The sequence below is a fragment of the Lysinibacillus sp. OL1 genome (assembly GCF_004332175.1).
Classification (GTDB): domain Bacteria; phylum Bacillota; class Bacilli; order Bacillales_A; family Planococcaceae; genus Lysinibacillus; species Lysinibacillus capsici.
Map to the genome: position 1 here is coordinate 121,811 of NZ_SJDS01000004.1, position 17,869 is coordinate 139,679.

Below are 17,869 nucleotides of genomic sequence, written 5' to 3' on the forward strand. Positions count from 1 at the left end.
TTATAGAAGCTTCCTGAATGTATTACCAACTAGGGATTACTGAACCTTTGAATTCCTCTTCGATGAATTGACGTACTTCATCAGATTGGTAGGCCTCAACGAACTTTTTAATTGTTGGATCATTTTCATTTTCAGCACGCACGACAATATAGTTTACGTATGGAGAATCAGTAGATTCCAATAAAATAGAGTCATCTTTAGGGTTAATGCCAGCTTCTAATGCAAAGTTTGTATTAATAGCTGCTACATCTACTTCACTAAGTTGTTTAGGAATTTGAGCGGCCTCTAATTCAATGAATTTTAAATTCTTTTTGTTTTCTTCTACATCACGGATCGAGGCTGTTAAGTCTGCGCCCTCTTTTAACTTAATATAGCCAGCTTCCTGTAAAACAAAGAGGGCACGGGCTCCATTCGTTGGATCATTTGGTAAGCCAAACGTTGCTCCGTCAGGAATGTCATCAAAGGATTTATATTTTTCTGAGTAGATACCCATTGGATTTAAAATCGTTTTGCCCACTGGTACTAACTCTGTATCATGATCTTTATTAAATGTATCCAGGAAAGGCTCGTGTTGATAGCTGTTCGCATCAAGATCACCTTCAGCTAAGGATGTATTAGGTAAAACATAGTCAGAAAATGATTTTAGCTCTACTTCTAGCCCGTTTTCTTTTGCTACTTTAGCAGCTACTTCTGCAATTTGTTCGTGTGGACCAGAAGTGACGCCTACAACGATTTTCTTTTCATCAATTCCTTCAGCTTGGCTTTTACTATCTTCTTTAGAGCCACAGCCTGCTAAAGCTGCTACTAATGTTAAACTTGCTAAACCTACTAAAAATTTATTTTTCTTTTTCATGAAAATACCTCCAAGATTGTTTTTATCGGTTTTTTGAAAATAAAAAAACTCTCTTACAAATTAAGAGAGGCTCATGAAAAGATGTCCTCTCTTATCTATCAAACGAAGATCGTTTGCAGGATTTAGCACCTTCCTTTAAAAAGGAGGTTGCCGAGCTTCATAGGGCCAGTCCCTCAGCTACTCTTGATAAGAGATTTATAATATTTTTTTGTAATTCCGATAGAACTAATATAATTTATAGGGTATAGTAAGTCAATAAATAATTTTTAAATTTTTTATATAATTATAATATTTCGACACAAAAGAGGGATAACAATGTCTGTAAGAGTTAATTATGGTATAGGTTCATTTGGTAAGGTTATTAGTGCTCGTTTTCTAACGGGAACAGATATCATTGAAGGGATTGAAGCGCTTTGCGAAGAGAATAATATAGAGTCAGCAACAATTGTAAGCTGTATTGGCAGCTTTCAAAAAAGTAGCTTTGTTTATTTAGTGCCAGATGCAACAGCTCAAATTCATGTTCGTTTTAGTAATGTGATTGAAAAAGAGGGACCACTAGAATTTATTCAAGGTTCAGGTGTGGTGTGTAAGCGAGATGGTGGATATGAGACACATTTCCATGGTTCTATGAGTGATCAATGTGGTGTAGTATCGGGTGGGCATTTAATAAAAGGGGGAAATCCTGTTATAACTGCTGACATCGTGTTGGCAGAGGTACAAGGTATTCAACATATTCGAAAATGGGATGATGAAACAGGTCATGTTCAATTTTATCCATTAGAAGATGGTTTAGGGCAACCAAGGAAAATTGAAAAATAGTAATAATCCTGTAGCTAGAGATAGCTACAGGATAAGGCACATTATCTATTAAACAATTGTAATTGCTCGATTCTATGGATTGCTTCACGTAAGCGCTCCTCACTAACTAGCAACCCTACGCGCACATAGCCTTCACCATATTGACCGAAGCCATTACCTGCTGCTACAGCGATATCAGCTTTTTCGAGCAATAGATCAGCAAACTGTTCACTTGTATAGCCTAGTGGTACAGGGAGCCATGCGAAGAAGGAGCCTTTTGGAGCCGTAACATGCCAGCCAATTCTTCTAGCTTCTTCAATGAGTACATTTCGGCGACGCTCATAAGTAGCTCGTAGTTCATCCGCACATTGCTGGGAAGCTGTCAGTGCTACTGCTGCAGCTTGTTGAATGGCAGGGAACTGACTACAAAACAGATGATCCTGAATAAGATTAATAGCAGCAATAATCTCGGCATTCCCTACAGCGAAGCCTATACGCCAGCCAGCCATATTATAGGTTTTCGATAATGTATACATTTCAACTCCTACTTCTTTTGCACCATTTGCTTGAAGGAAGCTAACTGGTTTATTACCGTCAAATCCTATTGCCCCATAAGCAAAATCATGTGATACGATAATATTGTGTTCCTTCGCAAAGCGAACGGTCTCTTCAAAAAACGCAAGTGATGCTGTACCACCTGTAGGGTTGTTTGGGTAATTTAAGTAAAGAAGCTTTGCCTTTTCTTTCACTTCATCAGGTAATGCATGATAATCAGGTAAGAAATCATTTTCAGCAAAAAGGGGCATTACTTCAAAATTGACGTCTCCTAGTACGACACCTGATAGGTAATCTGGATAGCCAGGGTCTGGTAAGAGCATCGTGTCACCAGGGTTTAACACAGCTAAAGGTAGCTCTACTAGACCAATTTTTGTTCCACCAAGAATCGCTACCTCTGTATCAGGATCTAGTTCTACCTGATATTCACGTTGATAAAAGTCGGCCGCCGCTTGGCGTAATTCAGCGAGACCTCTAAATGGTGAATATTTGTGGTTTTGAGGATTTTCAGCCGCTTCCTGTAATGCTTGAATGATGTGAGTAGGCGTTGGCTGATCGGGATTTCCTTGCCCAAGGTTAATGACATCACGCCCTTCTTCTAGGGCCAAGTTTACTTTTTGAACGAGTGCTGCAAAAAATTGAGTGGGTAGTTGCTGTAGTTTTTTAGAGAATTCCATGCATAATCACCTTTTTCAGAATATAATAATTATTATTGAAGAATATGAAGCAAATAGTATTACTTTTTCTGTTAATTGTCTAGAGGAGGAATAGAGATGAAAATCGGTTGTATTCAATTAAATGTTGGCTTTGGCAAAGTTGAAGAAAATTTTGCACGTGCTGAAGAGAAGATTCGAGAAGCTGCAAAACAAGGGGCAGAAATTATTGTGTTACCTGAAATGTGGAATACAGGCTATGCTTTGGAAAAACTACCTGAGCTAGCAGATATCGATGGTGAGCGGACAAAAGCCTTTTTAGCTAAACTAGCTAAGGAACTAGATGTACATATTGTAGGTGGCTCTGTTTCAACAAAGAAAGGCGACAAATTTTATAATACGATGTATACCTTTGATCGTAATGGAGAGCTTGTAGGGGAATATAGCAAGGCACATCTTTTCCGTTTAATGGACGAGCATCTTTACTTAGAGGCAGGGAATGAAATGAATCGTTTTGCTCTAGGTGACATTGAAGCTGCTGGTGTTATTTGCTATGATATTCGCTTCCCAGAATGGTTACGAGCCCATGCATTACAAGGAGCAAAGGTATTATTTGTACCAGCGCAGTGGCCAACTCCAAGGATTGACCATTGGAAAACATTGCTACAGGCTCGGGCAATTGAAAATCAATGTTTTGTCATAGCCGTTAATCGTATTGCAAAAAAGATAGAAAACTTTAATGGGCAATCCATGATTATTCAGCCTTGGGGAGAGGTACTTTGGGTTGGTGCTGAGGACGAGGAAGTAGCGGTGATCGATGTAGACTTTTCTATTGTTGATGAAGTACGTGGAAGAATCCCTGTTTACGATGATCGCAGACCTGGACTGTATCAGGATGTAGTTGTGAAAGGGTAATAAAGGGCACGCTTAGGAGGGGAGATAGCCTTTTAAGCGTGCCAACTTTTTTCTAGCTCTTATCCTCGATCAATGAATTGGCTAGTAGCATAAATTCAAGTGTAATGCGGTTATGCCCATTCATAAAATTTTTGCCTAGTAAACTTTCAAGCTTTTTTAAGCGGTGATAGAGTGTTTGACGAACAATAAATAATTGATTCGCTGTTTGCTGTTTAGAGCCATTTGTTTGTAAATACACCTGCAATGTTTCGAGAAGCTTACTATTATATTTTTTATCGTATTCAATAACGGGCTGTAAATAGTCGTAAATCACTTCCTGTAAATCCACCTGCATTTGTAATTTATAGATTAAATGATATAAATGCAGATCATCATAAAAGAACGAGGACGTTTGTACTTTTCGACAAATATATAAGGTTTCTAGTGCAGTTTGATAGCTTTTAGGAATTTCATCTACATCACAAACGACCTTCCCAATAGCTATCTGATAACCTTGTGCCTGCTGCTTTTTATAAAATTCAGTTTTGACCAAAGAGGAAAACATGTTGTTTAGCATATCACGAATGGCTTTACTATCTTTTGTATGCAGTAAAATAAAAATAACATAGCTTTTTCTTTCAAATAAAAATGGAATAAAGCCATGTTGCTCAAAGAGATTACGATAATAAAGCTTACTATAGACTACATCCTCCTGTGCCTTTGTCAACGTATTAGGAGAAGCCAAAATAAAGACAGTGCCACTAGAATGTGTATAGTTAGTATAATGTGTAACGATAAATTTATAAATTTCCTCCTTAGACAGTTTTTGATCAATCCAATCAGCTAAAATCGAAGCATCCTCAATATTCTTTTTTTCCTCAATATAAAACTCTCGCATTAAAAGCTGTGCCAATGCTGTTGCTGTGCGATCTAATATTAATAATTCAAATTCGGAGAAAAGCCCATCTTCTCGATAAATTGATAAATCGGCATAATGTTGATCAAATAGAAAAATAGGCTCATGTTTAAACTGCTGAGTCGATGTATTCAATGTTAGGAATTGCTGCCGCTTTTTATGAGCCATATTTGGGAAAAAGACAGGTTCTCTTCCCTTAATGGAGAACATAATTTGTATTTTTAATTCATTATACATATTTTGTAAAATGTCATCCGTGTTTTGTCCCAATACTGCATTTTTGTTCAATGTTTGTGAGTAAGCTTCTAGTGAAGAAATCAATAGATATTGCTGATTGATAATTTGGCTATGTAAATCCTGTGTAATACGAACAAAAGGAACTGCTTCATGGAAAACAATAATAGGAAACTGGTGACGGTTGGCAAGTGTTAAAATCGCTTCAGGAACTGCTTGAATAGAGGTGCCATATTCAATACAAAGGGCAGCACAATTTTTTTGAATGATGGCTTCTATAAAGGATACAAAGTCCTCAATACTATGTTGGAGACTAAGCCCTGTAGTTAATACTAACTCTTCACCAACTAAAAAATTATCAACATGTATGATTTCTAGTACATGTGCCCATTTAACGCTCCTTGTTAATCCCTCATGACCTGCAACTACCTCTGCATTTTGAAAATATTTATTCTGTAAAACGTCTAGTACTTTTAGTTGAAATGGGCTCATTTTTGCCCCTCCTTTTGACATGCGTGTCTGTGGTTAGAATTCAATAATTTCTGCTTGGTGATAAAAATTTACTCATAAAATCGTTTAAAAATTATTTTAAGAATATTTAGTCTATTTTACATTATGTATAAAACAAAAGTATAGAATTTTACAGTTTGTCTATTACTTCAACGTTATGAAAGATGTAAGATTTTTGTAAGCGATCAAGCAATCTACTAAAAGAGGTGACAGATATGGGGCAACAAACGCATTTACAAAGAGGATTAAAGAAGCGGCATATGACGATGATTGCGATTGCCGGTGTAATCGGTGCTGGACTATTTATGGGGAGTGGCTCGGTCATTAACCTAGCTGGTCCAGGGGCAATTTTATCGTATATATTTGCAGGAATTATCGTTGTATTAGTTATGCGTATGCTAGGTGAGATGGCGGCAGTCAATCCAACGAGTGGCTCGTTTGCTCACTATGCACATGAAGCCATTGGTCCGTGGGCAGGTTTTATGATTGGATGGTTGTACTGGTTTTTCTGGGTGATTGCCATTGCTTTAGAGGCAACAGCAGCAGCTGCCATTATTCAATATTGGTATGATGGGATTCCTTTATGGCTATTAAGTCTGTTATTAACTGTAGCACTTACATTAACAAATGTTCTTTCTGTCAAAGCTTTTGGTGAGTTTGAGTATTGGTTCTCTCTTATTAAGGTTGCAAGTATAGTCGTTTTTCTAGGTCTTGGTGCATTTATTATCTTTGGTATTGCTCCAAACTTTACTGCTGTTGGTATGACCAACTTAGTTGAGCAGGGTGGTTTTTTACCAAATGGTTTTGGTGCTGTTCTAATGGGTGTCGTTATCGTTATTTTTTCATTTATGGGGACAGAAATCGTTGCGATTGCTGCTGGTGAATCGGATGAACCGTTAGCCGCTGTCACAAAAGCTACCAATTCTATTACTTGGCGTATTTTAATTTTCTATGTAGGCTCTATTGCAGTTGTAGTGACGCTATTGCCTTGGCATTCCTCAGATATTTTAACAAGTCCTTATGTAGCGGTACTTGATTATATTGGTATTCCTGCAGCTGCACAAATTATGAATTTTGTTGTTTTAACTGCTGTATTATCGTGCCTAAATTCTGCACTTTATGCTACATCAAGAATGGTATTTTCTTTAGCGGAAAAAGGAGAAGCACCAAAAGCATTTTTAAAATTAAACAAAAATGGTGCACCTGTCAATGCCATACTTGCCGCAACATTTTTCTCATATATTGCGGTCATTATGAACTATGTGTCGCCAGATAAAGTATTTATGTTTTTATTAAGTTCTTGTAGTGCTATTACGTTGATTCTTTATTTAATCATTGCCTTTTCACAATTAAGAATGCGACGGAAGATTGAGCAAGAAAATCCAGAGCTATTAAAGGTGAAAATGTGGCTATTTCCATATTTAACATATTTAACAATAGTAGCAACAACAGCATTACTCATTGCGATGTTCTTTATAGAGTCTATGCGCTCACAAATATTATTTACATGCGTTATTGTGGTCATTGTGATGATTTTCTATATGCTGACTCAAAAGAAAAAGGTGATCAAACAAGCCGAAGAATCAAGTTCTCTTTTCACAAAAGACGAGTTTGATTTTGAACAATAAGACGAAAAAAGGAGTGGTCCATTATGACAGTTCAACAAGAAATGAAAACGCTAACACATTTTATCCAAGGAGAAGAGGTCACAGGCACAAGTAACAGATTCTCTGAAGTATATAATCCGTCAACAGGTGAGGTTATTGCAAGAGTACCCCTTGCTTCAAGAGCCGAGGTAAAGCATGCTATTCAGTTAGCTAAGGAAGCCTTTCCAGCATGGAAAAAAACATCAATTGGGAAGCGGGTAGAAGTGCTACATCGTTTCCGTCAGCTGTTAGTAGAAAGACAGGAAGAACTTATCAATGTGATTTGCCAGGAAAGTGGAAAAACTAAGGAAGATGCGAAAGGTGAAATTGTCCGTGGGATTGAATCTGTGGATATGGCGATCAGTGCCCCACAACTGCTAAAAGGAGAGTATTCCGTCAATGTAGGTGGAAATATTAATGCTTTTTCTGCCAAATCGCCTCTTGGTGTAGTAGCAACCATTGCACCATTTAATTTCCCTGTTATGGTACCACTGGCTATTACAAGTATGGCTGTTGCGGTAGGAAATGCCGTTATTCTAAAGCCATCTGAACGTGTACCTATTTCAGCATTATATTTGAGCCAATTATGGAAAGAGGCAGGTCTACCAGACGGTATTTGGACAGTGGTTAATGGAGATAAAGAAGCAGTTGATGAACTATTAGAAAATAAAGAGATTCAAGCCATTTCATTTGTTGGCTCAACGCCTGTTGCTGAATATATCTATCAAACTGGGACAAAGCACAATAAACGTGTCGCTGCATTTGGTGGTGGAAAGAACTTTATGATTGTTATGCCTGATGCCAATTTAGAACAGACAGCAAATGCCTTTTTAGGAGCAGCATATGGCGCAGCATCTCAGCGTTGCATGGCTATTTCTGGTGCACTCGTTGTAGGGAAGGATACGGAGCAACGATTTACGGAAATATTGAAAAATAAAATTTCCGAACTAAAGGTAGGGCCTTATACAGAGCAAGACGTCGATTTTGGTCCTGTTATCACTAAACAATCAAAGGAAACGATTATACGTTATATCGATGGCGCAGTCAGTGAAGGAGCGAATCTTGTCATTGACGGAAGAAATCCAAAAGTATGTGAATCGTCAAATGGTTTTTATCTTGGTCCTACTTTACTTAATCATGTCACACCAGAAATGACGATCTTCAAAGAGGAGGTCTTTGGTCCAGCACGTATTGTAGTAGGGGTTGATTCACTACAAGAGGCTATTGATTTAATAAATGATCATGAGCTTGGCAATGGTGTCACAATGTTTACAAGCAGTGGAGCGGCAGCGCGTAAATTCCAAGAAGAAATTGAGGTGGGCATGGTAGGGGTAAATGTGCCAATCCCAATCCCAGTTGGCTATCATAACTTTGGTGGGTGGAAACGATCTAAGTTTGGTGAAGGGCATATGTTTGGTCCAGATCAGGCGAGGTTCTTTACAAAGGCAAAAACGATTTCTGAACGTTGGCCCGATGAGACAGAGGATACAGCAAGCTCCTTTGCGTTCCCAAGTAATAACGATGCGAAAAACTAAAATAATAATGAGGGGTGTTTGGCGATGACGCAGATCAATCTTAAAAGTGATGTATTAGCAAAGGATGAGCAATATGTTTGGCATTCGATGAAACCCTATAATCCGCAAGCCACGTATGTAGTAGAGAAATCTGATGGCGCAAGAATCACTGATACAAATGGTACGGAATATATTGATGCGATGGCTGGGCTATGGTGTGTCAATGTTGGCTATGGTCGTAAAGAATTAGCGGATGCAGCACATGAACAAATGATGAAAAATGCTTATGCACCTTTATCTCAGGGACATTTACCAGCAGTCGAATTAGCCGAAAAACTTAATGAAATGCTTGGTGGAGAGTATGTTATTTTCTTCTCTAACAGTGGTTCAGAGGCGAATGAAACAGCTTTTAAAATAGCTCGACAATACCACCAGCAAAAAGGACAAAGCTCGCGCTATAAAATCGTCTCTCGCTACCGTGCTTATCATGGGAACTCATTCGGTGCATTAGCGGCAACAGGGCAGGCGGAGCGTAAATATAAATATGAGCCTCTATCACCTGGCTTTATCCATGTTGCACCACCTGATCAATATCGTGAGCATGAAAGTGAGACTATTGCACCATTAGATTTAGCGAGTGTAAAGGCCGTAGACAAAACGATGACCTGGGAGCTGGGCGATACAATTGCAGCAATGATCTTAGAGCCTATTATTACAGGTGGTGGTGTCATTATGCCTCCAGAAAACTATTTAAAAGGTATTGAAGAAGTATGCAAAAAACACGGCGCTTTAATGATTGTGGATGAGGTTATTTGTGGCTTTGGTCGTACAGGGAAGCCATTTGGATTTATGAATTATGGTGTAAAGCCTGATATTATTACAATGGCCAAAGGAATTACAAGTGCCTATTTACCATTATCAGCTACAGCGGTAAAGCGTGAAATATATGAGGCGTTTACTGGATCAGATGCATACGGCTATTTCCGCCATGTAAATACATTCGGTGGCTCACCGGTGGCATGTGCAGTCGCATTAAAAAATATTGAGATTCTTGAGCAAGAGGCTTTATTTGACCGTTCCAAGGAAATTGGTGCAGCAGCACTAAAAACACTGCAACAAGAATTACAGCATCACCCAAATGTAGGAGATGTACGAGGCAAAGGCTTATTGATTGGAATTGAATTAGTGGTAGATAAAGTTTCGAAAGAACCTTTACCTGTAGAGAAAGTGAATGCTGTCATTGCAGCATGTAAAGGGCAAGGGGTCATCATTGGGAAAAATGGAGCTACTGTAGCAGGATTTAATAACGTCTTAACGTTATCACCACCACTTAATATTGCACAAGAAGATCTTGACCGCATACTAAATGTGGTTGTGAATAGTATAAATACGCTATAGCAACTATTCATGTAGGTTCTAAAAGCCATGTAATAAGGGCTTTTAGAACTTTTATATTGGACTTTGGGGCAAGAAAAAATTCTAGGGATAATTATTATAGTTCTATAAAAATAATTATAAAATTCTGAAATTTATTTAAAAAATAGTGGAAATATTAGATTTCGTAGTTTATAGTTGTTAAAAAATAATTAATTTTCTGATAATGAAAAATGTCCTGAGAGGGAATATTTTTTTAATCATTTATTTTCAGCAGTGGAATAAATATACCTTGTATGTTGAACTATACTTTCTGATTAAATGCAATTGTGATAGTTGAGGGAGCAATTTTTCCTGAAATGAATTGTCTAATCGTAAGAAAATATAGTTTATTTTTTGCCTACTTATTTTCAGCAGTGGAGAAAATAACTGTTTTTTGGTAATTATATTTCTTAATTTAAGTTATAAGAAATATTTTTATATATTTTTACAAAGGGAGTAGATGAGATGAATTATGTTAAAAAATTGGTTTTTGTAATTCTATGTACGTTGCTTTTAGCGGCATGCGCAGAGAAAGACAATTCTAACGCATCAAATACTGGGGACAAGTCTACTACAGATTCAGGTACAGCTAGTTCAAAAAATGAACTTGTTATCGCTGTAAATGAAAACTTTATTTCAATGGATCCGCATAACACAGGGGATACGAATTCGAGTTCTGTACAGGAGACAATGCTAGAAGGATTGTTAGGCTTTAATGCAGATGGTCAAATTATTAAGGTTTTAGCAGATGACTACTCAATTAGTGAAGACGCGCTAGTCTATACGTTCAAACTTAAAGAAGGGGTTACTTTCCATGACGGGGAGCAGTTTAATGCTGAAGCTGTAAAGGTCAACATTGAACGAATCATGAATGATGAAAGCTTACGTTTATATTCTCGTGGTTTTAGCTTAATCAGCAATGTTGAAATTCTAGGTGACTATGAAATTAAAGTTACTTTAAAAGAACCATATGGACCAATGATTACGAGATTCGGCGTTGCCAAAATGATTAGTCCAAAAATGATTAAAGAAAATTCAGCAGACATACCTAAAAAACCTGTTGGTACAGGACCATATAAATTTGTTGAATGGGTACAAGGAGACCATTTAACAATTGAAAACTTTGATGGCTATTGGGATGGGGGAGAACGTGTTGCTAAAATCACCTATAAACCAGTGCCAGAAAACGGCTCGCGCGTAGCGATGCTAAAAGCGGGCGATGCTCAGGTTATCTATCCAGTGCCAGCACAAAATATTGATGAGCTTTCTAATAGTAAAGATGTAGAGGTAAATAAGGTTCCTTCTACAATTGCACATTACGTTTCATTAAATACCTATAAAAAACCTTTGGATGATATTAAAGTTCGACAAGCCTTTAACTACGCAGTGGACAAGGATGCTTATTTAAAAGTGGTGAATGCAGGGCTGGGTTTACCATTAGACTCAATTATTCCTTCCAAAACCGTTTATTATAAGCAGCAAAAAATGTATGAACACGATATTGAAAAGGCAAAAGAATTATTGGCTGAGGCAGGCTATCCAGATGGCTTCGATATTGAAATCTGGGGGAACACAAACTCGGATACGATGAAGGGTATGCAGTTTATTCAACAACAGTTAGGTCAAATCGGTGTAAAAGTAGAAATTAAATCAATGGAAGAAGGAACTTTATCAGACGAAATCTATGGTGCACAAACACCAGATGATGCGAAATTACAAATGTGGTATGTGAGTTGGTCAGCGTATGCTTCGGATATAACGAATGCAACAAAGCCTCTTTTCCATAGCGTATCATTCCCACCGAATGGTGCAAATACAGCTTACTATCATAACACGGAGGCAGATCAATTAATGGATGAAGCTAACTCCATTTCAGATGTAGATCGCCAAGCTGAACTATATGAAAAATTACAGGAAATCGTTTATCAAGATACACCTTGGATTTTCTTAGGGGTAGATGAGGTTGTTTACGGTGTACGTTCAAATGTGAGCGGTGTGCTAGTAAACCCTACAGGTGGACTTGATGTGAAGAATGCCAAAGTGGAGTAATGAACAGTTAAAGGAATTGATGCTCGTCAATTCCTTTTCTACAAAAATAGAAAGGAGGAAGGCCACATGTGGAAGTATATAGCAAGAAGAACGATTGAAATGATACCGATATTAATTGTCATTTCCATATTAACATTCTTATTTATTCATTTCATACCAGGTGACCCTGCAAGATTAGTAGCTGGTAAGGATGCCACGCTAGAAGATGTTGAAAATGTACGCCATGAGTTAGGTTTAGATAAACCCATTCTTAAACAATACATGGATTATATGAAAAATCTTGTGACGGGTGAGCTAGGAACATCTTTAACAACAGGACTACCTGTCATAGATATGTTTAAAACAAGGTTTATGCCTTCTCTTCATCTTACTTTCCTTTCCATGTTTTGGGCTACATTAATGGGTTTGGTGATTGGTGTTTTTTCTGCCATCAATAAAAACAAATGGCCTGATTATTTTGGTATGGTAACGGCTGTTTCGGGCATCTCAATTCCAGGATTTTGGTTGGGCTTATTATTAATTCAATTATTTTCAGTGCAGCTAGGGTTATTTCCGACAGGTGGATTAGATGGCTTTTCTAGTTATATTTTGCCCTCCTTGACCTTAGGGGCTGGCATTATGTCAATGATTGCGCGATTTACTCGTTCTTCCATGCTTGAAACGTTACAAGCTGATTTTATAAGAACAGGGAGAGCAAAAGGATTGAAAGAACACTCCGTTATTGTGACCCATGCTTTAAGAAATTCCTTGATTTCTGTGGTAACAGTAGCAGGTCTGCAATTCGGATTTCTCTTAGGAGGATCGGTGGTAGTGGAGACAGTCTTTAGTTTTCCAGGAATGGGACGACTTTTAATTGATTCGATTGCCTTTCGAGATTATCCCGTCATTCAGTCTGCACTGCTGTTATTTGCATTTGAATTTATTTTAGTCAATTTAATAGTTGATGTGCTTTATACCGTGTTAAATCCAAAAATCCAATTAAATTCTTAAGGGAGGGAACAAAATGACTTCACCAACTACTGTGCAAAATAGCCAAGTGCAAAATACACAAAGAAAATACTCTCCTCTTAAAGAATTTTGGAAGTCTTTTAAAAAACAAAAGGCTGCTTTGGTAGCAAGTATCTTTATAGGATTGTTAATTGTAGTCGCTATTATTGGCCCTTATATCGCACCTTACGATCCTTTTGAACCGAATTATAATGCTTTATTAGAGGGACCAAGTGCAAGTCATTTGGCAGGAACGGACGAGTATGGTCGAGATATTTTTAGTCGTTTAATAGTAGGCGCAAAAATATCCTTAATGGTGAGTTTCAGTGCCGTATTTTTAGGCTTAATACTAGGAACTATTTTAGGTTTAATTAGCGGTTACTTCGGTGGGTGGGTTGACAAAATCATCATGCGTAGCTGTGATGTGTTGTTTTCATTTCCTGATTTATTATTAGCGATTGCCATTGTAGCCTTATTGGGCCCTGGTATTAATAATGTCATCATTGCTGTGATGATCTTTAGTGTGCCATCTTTTGCTCGTTTAGTCAGAGGTGCTACATTGAATGCGAAGGAGAATGTCTATGTAGAAGCAGCACAATCTATGGGAGCATCGCATGTTAGAGTGCTGTGGAAACATATTTTCCCTGAAACAATTAGTGAGTTAATCATTTTTGTCACAATGCGTATAGGGACAGCCATTTTAGCAGCTTCTGGTTTAAGTTTTTTAGGCTTAGGTGCAAGCCCTGAAATGCCTGAGTGGGGAGTAATGCTAAGTAGTGGGCGTGACTATTTAGGGACATCTTCGCATGTAGTCATCATGCCAGGTATTGCCATATTTTTAACCGTACTAGCATTTAACTTAATAGGTGATGGATTACGAGATGTGTTAGATCCAAAAATAAAAAATAATTAAGGAGAATGCCTATGCCAGAACATGTATTGCTAGTAAGTGACTTAGAAACGTCCTTTACGCGTGATAATAAGGAAATCAAAATTTTAAGAGGTGTCAATTTTTCCATCCGTAAAGGGGAGATAGTAGGCTTAGTGGGAGAATCGGGCAGTGGAAAAAGCTTAACATCGTTATCCATCATGCAATTATTTCAAGGTACTACAGGCAAAATCATCAATGGCTCTATACATTTTAATGGACATGACTTGACGAAAATGTCCGAATCAGAAATTCGGAAGATTCGTGGCAAGCAAATGGCCATGATTTTTCAAGAGCCCATGACTTCTTTAAATCCTGTCTTAAAAATAGGCAAGCAGTTAATGGAAGCAATTGAGATGCATTTGAAGCTGCCGAAAAACGAAAGTAAGCATCATGCAATCCAAATGTTAAAAAGCGTGGGCATAGGAAGAGCCGAGGAAATCATTTATGAATATCCACATCAGCTCTCAGGAGGAATGCGCCAACGGGTAATGATTGCAATGGCTATGGCCTGCCACCCTAATTTACTTATTGCCGACGAACCAACCACTGCGCTTGATGTCACGATACAAGCTCAAATTTTAGAGCTAATGAAAAAGCTAAAGGAAGAAAATGAGACAGCTATTTTATTAATTACACATGATTTAGGTGTTGTGGCGGAAATGTGCGATAGGGTAGTGGTCATGTATGCAGGGCAGGTTGTAGAGGAAGCAGATGTCTTTGAATTATTTGCTAGCCCCAAGCATCCCTATACAAAAGGTTTAATTGCATCTGTACCGAAAATTGGTGATAACAAAGAGGTATTAGATTCTATCAATGGTCAAGTACCATCCCCACAAAATATGCCGAATGGTTGTAAATTTGCTCCACGTTGTAATCAAGCGATGTCTATATGCCATCGGGAGAGTCCACCGACAGTAAAAATTTCGGCTACACGCCAATGTAGCTGCTGGCTATATGTGAAAAAGGATGTGGAAGTAAATGCCTAACAGTATATTAAAAGTGGAGAATTTAAAAAAGAGCTTTCAAATAGCCGGAGGGTTATTTCAAAAAAAGCAATATGTTAACGCAGTTATAGATGTCTCCTTTGAAATAGAAGAAGGTACAACATTTAGTTTAGTTGGGGAAAGTGGTTGTGGGAAATCTACTACGGGCAGATTAATTACTAGATTACTAGCACCAACGAATGGAAGTATCGTGGTGGATGGGAAGGAAGTAGCTACTGCAAAGCCGTCCGAATTAAGGCACTTAAGGCAAACTGTTCAAATGATTTTTCAAGACCCATATGCCTCATTGAATCCAAGAATGAAGGTCAAGGAGCTTGTTGGAGAGCCTTTAGAAATTCATACAAAGCTTTCGAAAGCAGAGCGTGAAAAACTAGTGCTTGAAATGCTGGAAGTCGTTGGATTAAATGCTGAACATGCTGATCGCTATGCACATGAGTTCAGTGGTGGACAAAGACAGCGTTTGGGTATTGCTCGTGCTTTAATTACAAAGCCAAAATTAATCATTGCTGATGAGCCTGTGTCTGCGTTGGATGTATCTATACAATCGCAAATATTGAATCTATTAAAGCAATTGCAGCAAGAATATAAAATATCTTATCTCTTTATTTCTCACGATTTAAGTGTTGTAGAACATATTAGCCATTATATTGGGGTTATGTATTTAGGATCCATTGTAGAAATTGGGCGTAAAGAAACCATATTTAATGAACCAAAGCATCCCTATACACAAGCGCTCATTGCTTCCGTACCGATTGCAGACCCAACATTACGAAAAAAGAAGATCGTTTTAACTGGTGATATTCCAAATCCTAAAAATCCGCCGAGTGGTTGTACCTTCCACACAAGGTGCCCCTTTGCATCAGATATATGTAAGCAAGCTATACCAGAAATGAGGAAAATTAACGAAGAGCAAAGTGTTGCATGTCACTTTGTTAACTAATGGAGAGGATGTTTATAAATGAAAATAGGGTTAAGCACATACAGCATGGTTAAAAAAATGAGACAGGGAGAGATGGATGTTCTAGATGTTTTACAATGGGTAGCAGACAACGGTGGTCAGCATGTAGAATTAGTGCCCTATGAATTTACGGTTGTAGATAACTATGAACTTGCAACTGAAATTAAAGATAAAGCAGCAGAGCTAGGATTAGAGTTATCCGCCTATTCGTTACCAGCTAACTTTATTCAGGATACGGAGGAAGCTTTTTTAGAAGAAGTTGAACGTTTAAAGAAACATATTGATGTAGTACATCATATGGGTATTCACATTATGCGCCATGACGTTACTCTCTTTACCTTACCAAAGGAGCAAACATCCATTCATTATTACAACGAGCATTTTGAAGAAATGGTTAGAGGCTGTCAGTTAATTGCAGATTACGCGAAACAATTTAATATTACGACAACGATTGAAAATCATGGCTTTAATGTTCAAACAAGTGATCGTGTACAACAATTAATTCATGCGGTAAACAGAGACAACTTTAAAACAACTTTAGATATCGGTAATTTTTTATGTATTGATGAAGAGCCTCTCATTGGTGTTATGAAAAACATTCCTTATGCTGCTACAGTGCATTTCAAAGATTTTTACATTCGTCCTTATTATGAAAATCCAGGTGAGGGCGAGTGGTTCCGTACAGTTCATAACAACTACATCAGAGGTGCTATTGTCGGGCATGGTGATATAAATATTCGAGAAATTATTAAACTCGTAAAAGGCAGTGGATATGATGGCTATCTTACTATTGAGTTTGAAGGGATGGAAGATTGCCAAGTTGGTTCAAAAATAGGGATGGATAATGTACGTCGTTTATGGAATGAATGCAAGCTCTAAAGGAGGAAAGCACATGGATAAATTAAAAGTTTGTGTCATTGGCACAGGTTCTATTTCAGATTTTCACTTAGGTTCCTATACGAATAATCCATACGTTGAATTATATGGCGTGTATGATGCTTCCATTGAACGAGGTAAAGCAAAAGCAGCCCAATTTGGAGCAACACATGTTTTTTCTTCAAAAGAAGAGCTATTCGCAGATAAAAATGTGGATGCTGTCAGTATTTGTACATGGAATAATACGCATGCTGAATTGGCGATTCTTGCTTTGGAAAATGACTTACATGTTCTAATAGAAAAGCCGCTATCTATGACTTATGCAGAGGCTCTAAATATCCAAAAGGTTGCAGAAAAGCATCAGAAAGTATTTCAAATGGGCTATGTAAGACGATTTGCAACAAATACCAAAGTACTGAAAAGCTTCATCGACGATAACAAATTGGGCGATATTTATTATGCCAAAGCTTCCTGCCTAAGAAGATTAGGGAATCCAGGAGGCTGGTTTGCCGAAATTGATAAGTCTGGCGGCGGACCTTTAATTGATCTAGGGGTACATGTAATTGATATATGCTGGTACTTAATGGGTAGACCAAAAGTGAAACGTATAACAGGTCATACTTACAATCAATTAGGAAATCGAAATCATATAGAAAATTTATCCTTCTACAAGGCTGCAGACTATGATGCAACTAAAAACACAGTAGAAGACTTAGCAAATGCCCTTATTACATTTGAGAATGGAGCATCGCTAATGGTAGACGTTTCCTATACACTACATGCTTTAAAAGATGAAATAAGTATTAAGCTATATGGCACGAACGGTGGAGCAGAGCTAGAGCCTGAATTAAAAATTGTAAGTGAAGAGCATAATACAATTTTAAATATTCATCCTCAAATTAACGATCTAACTTTTGATTTTGCGACAGCCTTTCAAAATGAAATTAATTCATTTGTTGATTGTTGCCTTCATCATTATGATTCAGTTGCACCTGTGGAGGATGGGGTAGAAATTATGAAAATCTTAGAAGGTATTTATATTTCTGCAACTGAAGGAAAGGAGGTTGTTTATTAA

General features: G+C 37.7%; 15 protein-coding genes and 1 riboswitch. Of the genes, 12 read left to right on the forward strand and 3 right to left on the reverse strand.

All coding sequences use genetic code 11. The features are described 5' to 3' along the window. Positions 1 to 22: 22 nt before the first annotated feature. Entirely contained in the window at positions 23 to 853 is an 831-nt protein-coding gene (locus EW028_RS09730; protein WP_131520734.1) for a MetQ/NlpA family ABC transporter substrate-binding protein, read from the reverse strand. Positions 854 to 941: 88 nt separating this feature from the next. Then, positions 942 to 1,046: riboswitch (SAM riboswitch) on the reverse strand. A 122-nt stretch (positions 1,047 to 1,168) separates the two neighbouring features. On the opposite strand from EW028_RS09730, the gene EW028_RS09735 reads away from it, so the two are divergent. Then, a complete protein-coding gene (locus EW028_RS09735; protein WP_131520735.1) occupies positions 1,169 to 1,672 on the forward strand; it encodes a PPC domain-containing DNA-binding protein in 504 nt (167 codons plus the stop codon). Positions 1,673 to 1,713: 41 nt separating this feature from the next. Here the strand turns inward: EW028_RS09735 and EW028_RS09740 are convergent, their stop codons facing one another. Beyond that, positions 1,714 to 2,883, reverse strand: coding sequence for a pyridoxal phosphate-dependent aminotransferase (locus EW028_RS09740; RefSeq protein WP_131520736.1), 1,170 nt, complete (start codon positions 2,881 to 2,883; stop codon positions 1,714 to 1,716). A 96-nt stretch (positions 2,884 to 2,979) separates the two neighbouring features. Here EW028_RS09740 and EW028_RS09750 point away from each other — a divergent pair, with 96 nt between their 5' ends. Next, entirely contained in the window at positions 2,980 to 3,774 is a 795-nt protein-coding gene (locus EW028_RS09750) for a carbon-nitrogen family hydrolase (RefSeq protein WP_131520738.1), read from the forward strand. A gap of 52 nt (positions 3,775 to 3,826) precedes the next feature. Here EW028_RS09750 and EW028_RS09755 read toward each other — a convergent pair whose 3' ends face one another. Then, on the reverse strand, positions 3,827 to 5,395 hold the full coding sequence (locus tag EW028_RS09755) for a PucR family transcriptional regulator (RefSeq protein ID WP_131520739.1): 1,569 nt from the start codon (positions 5,393 to 5,395) through the stop codon (positions 3,827 to 3,829). A 233-nt stretch (positions 5,396 to 5,628) separates the two neighbouring features. On the opposite strand from EW028_RS09755, the gene EW028_RS09760 reads away from it, so the two are divergent. The 10 genes from EW028_RS09760 to EW028_RS09805 all read left to right on the forward strand — a co-directional run bounded on the left by EW028_RS09760 (position 5,629) and on the right by EW028_RS09805 (position 17,869). Further along, positions 5,629 to 7,041: an amino acid permease gene (locus EW028_RS09760; protein WP_131520740.1), complete on the forward strand. Its 1,413-nt coding sequence runs from the start codon at positions 5,629 to 5,631 to the stop codon at positions 7,039 to 7,041. Between the two features lie 23 nt (positions 7,042 to 7,064). Then, entirely contained in the window at positions 7,065 to 8,594 is a 1,530-nt protein-coding gene (locus EW028_RS09765; RefSeq protein ID WP_131520741.1) for a CoA-acylating methylmalonate-semialdehyde dehydrogenase, read from the forward strand. Positions 8,595 to 8,618: 24 nt separating this feature from the next. Further along, on the forward strand, positions 8,619 to 9,971 hold the full coding sequence (locus EW028_RS09770) for an aspartate aminotransferase family protein (protein WP_131520742.1): 1,353 nt from the start codon (positions 8,619 to 8,621) through the stop codon (positions 9,969 to 9,971). A gap of 483 nt (positions 9,972 to 10,454) precedes the next feature. Further along, positions 10,455 to 12,038 carry a glutathione ABC transporter substrate-binding protein gene (locus EW028_RS09775; protein WP_131520743.1) on the forward strand — a complete coding sequence of 528 codons (1,584 nt, stop codon included), beginning with the start codon at positions 10,455 to 10,457 and terminating at the stop codon, positions 12,036 to 12,038. 66 nt (positions 12,039 to 12,104) lie between these two features. Then, positions 12,105 to 13,028 (forward strand): ABC transporter permease, encoded by a 924-nt coding sequence (locus tag EW028_RS09780; protein WP_131520744.1) that lies wholly within the window; start codon positions 12,105 to 12,107, stop codon positions 13,026 to 13,028. A gap of 13 nt (positions 13,029 to 13,041) precedes the next feature. Beyond that, a complete protein-coding gene (locus EW028_RS09785) occupies positions 13,042 to 13,938 on the forward strand; it encodes an ABC transporter permease (RefSeq protein WP_131520745.1) in 897 nt (298 codons plus the stop codon). An 11-nt stretch (positions 13,939 to 13,949) separates the two neighbouring features. After that, a complete protein-coding gene (locus tag EW028_RS09790; RefSeq protein ID WP_131520746.1) occupies positions 13,950 to 14,942 on the forward strand; it encodes an ABC transporter ATP-binding protein in 993 nt (330 codons plus the stop codon). Then, positions 14,935 to 15,900 carry an ABC transporter ATP-binding protein gene (locus EW028_RS09795; protein ID WP_131520747.1) on the forward strand — a complete coding sequence of 322 codons (966 nt, stop codon included), beginning with the start codon at positions 14,935 to 14,937 and terminating at the stop codon, positions 15,898 to 15,900. The genes EW028_RS09790 and EW028_RS09795 overlap by 8 nt, the downstream gene beginning before the upstream one ends. Before the next feature lie 18 nt (positions 15,901 to 15,918). Beyond that, complete coding sequence (locus tag EW028_RS09800) at positions 15,919 to 16,797, forward strand: sugar phosphate isomerase/epimerase family protein (protein WP_112117293.1); 879 nt, start codon at positions 15,919 to 15,921, stop codon at positions 16,795 to 16,797. 13 nt (positions 16,798 to 16,810) lie between these two features. Further along, positions 16,811 to 17,869: a Gfo/Idh/MocA family protein gene (locus EW028_RS09805; protein WP_131520748.1), complete on the forward strand. Its 1,059-nt coding sequence runs from the start codon at positions 16,811 to 16,813 to the stop codon at positions 17,867 to 17,869.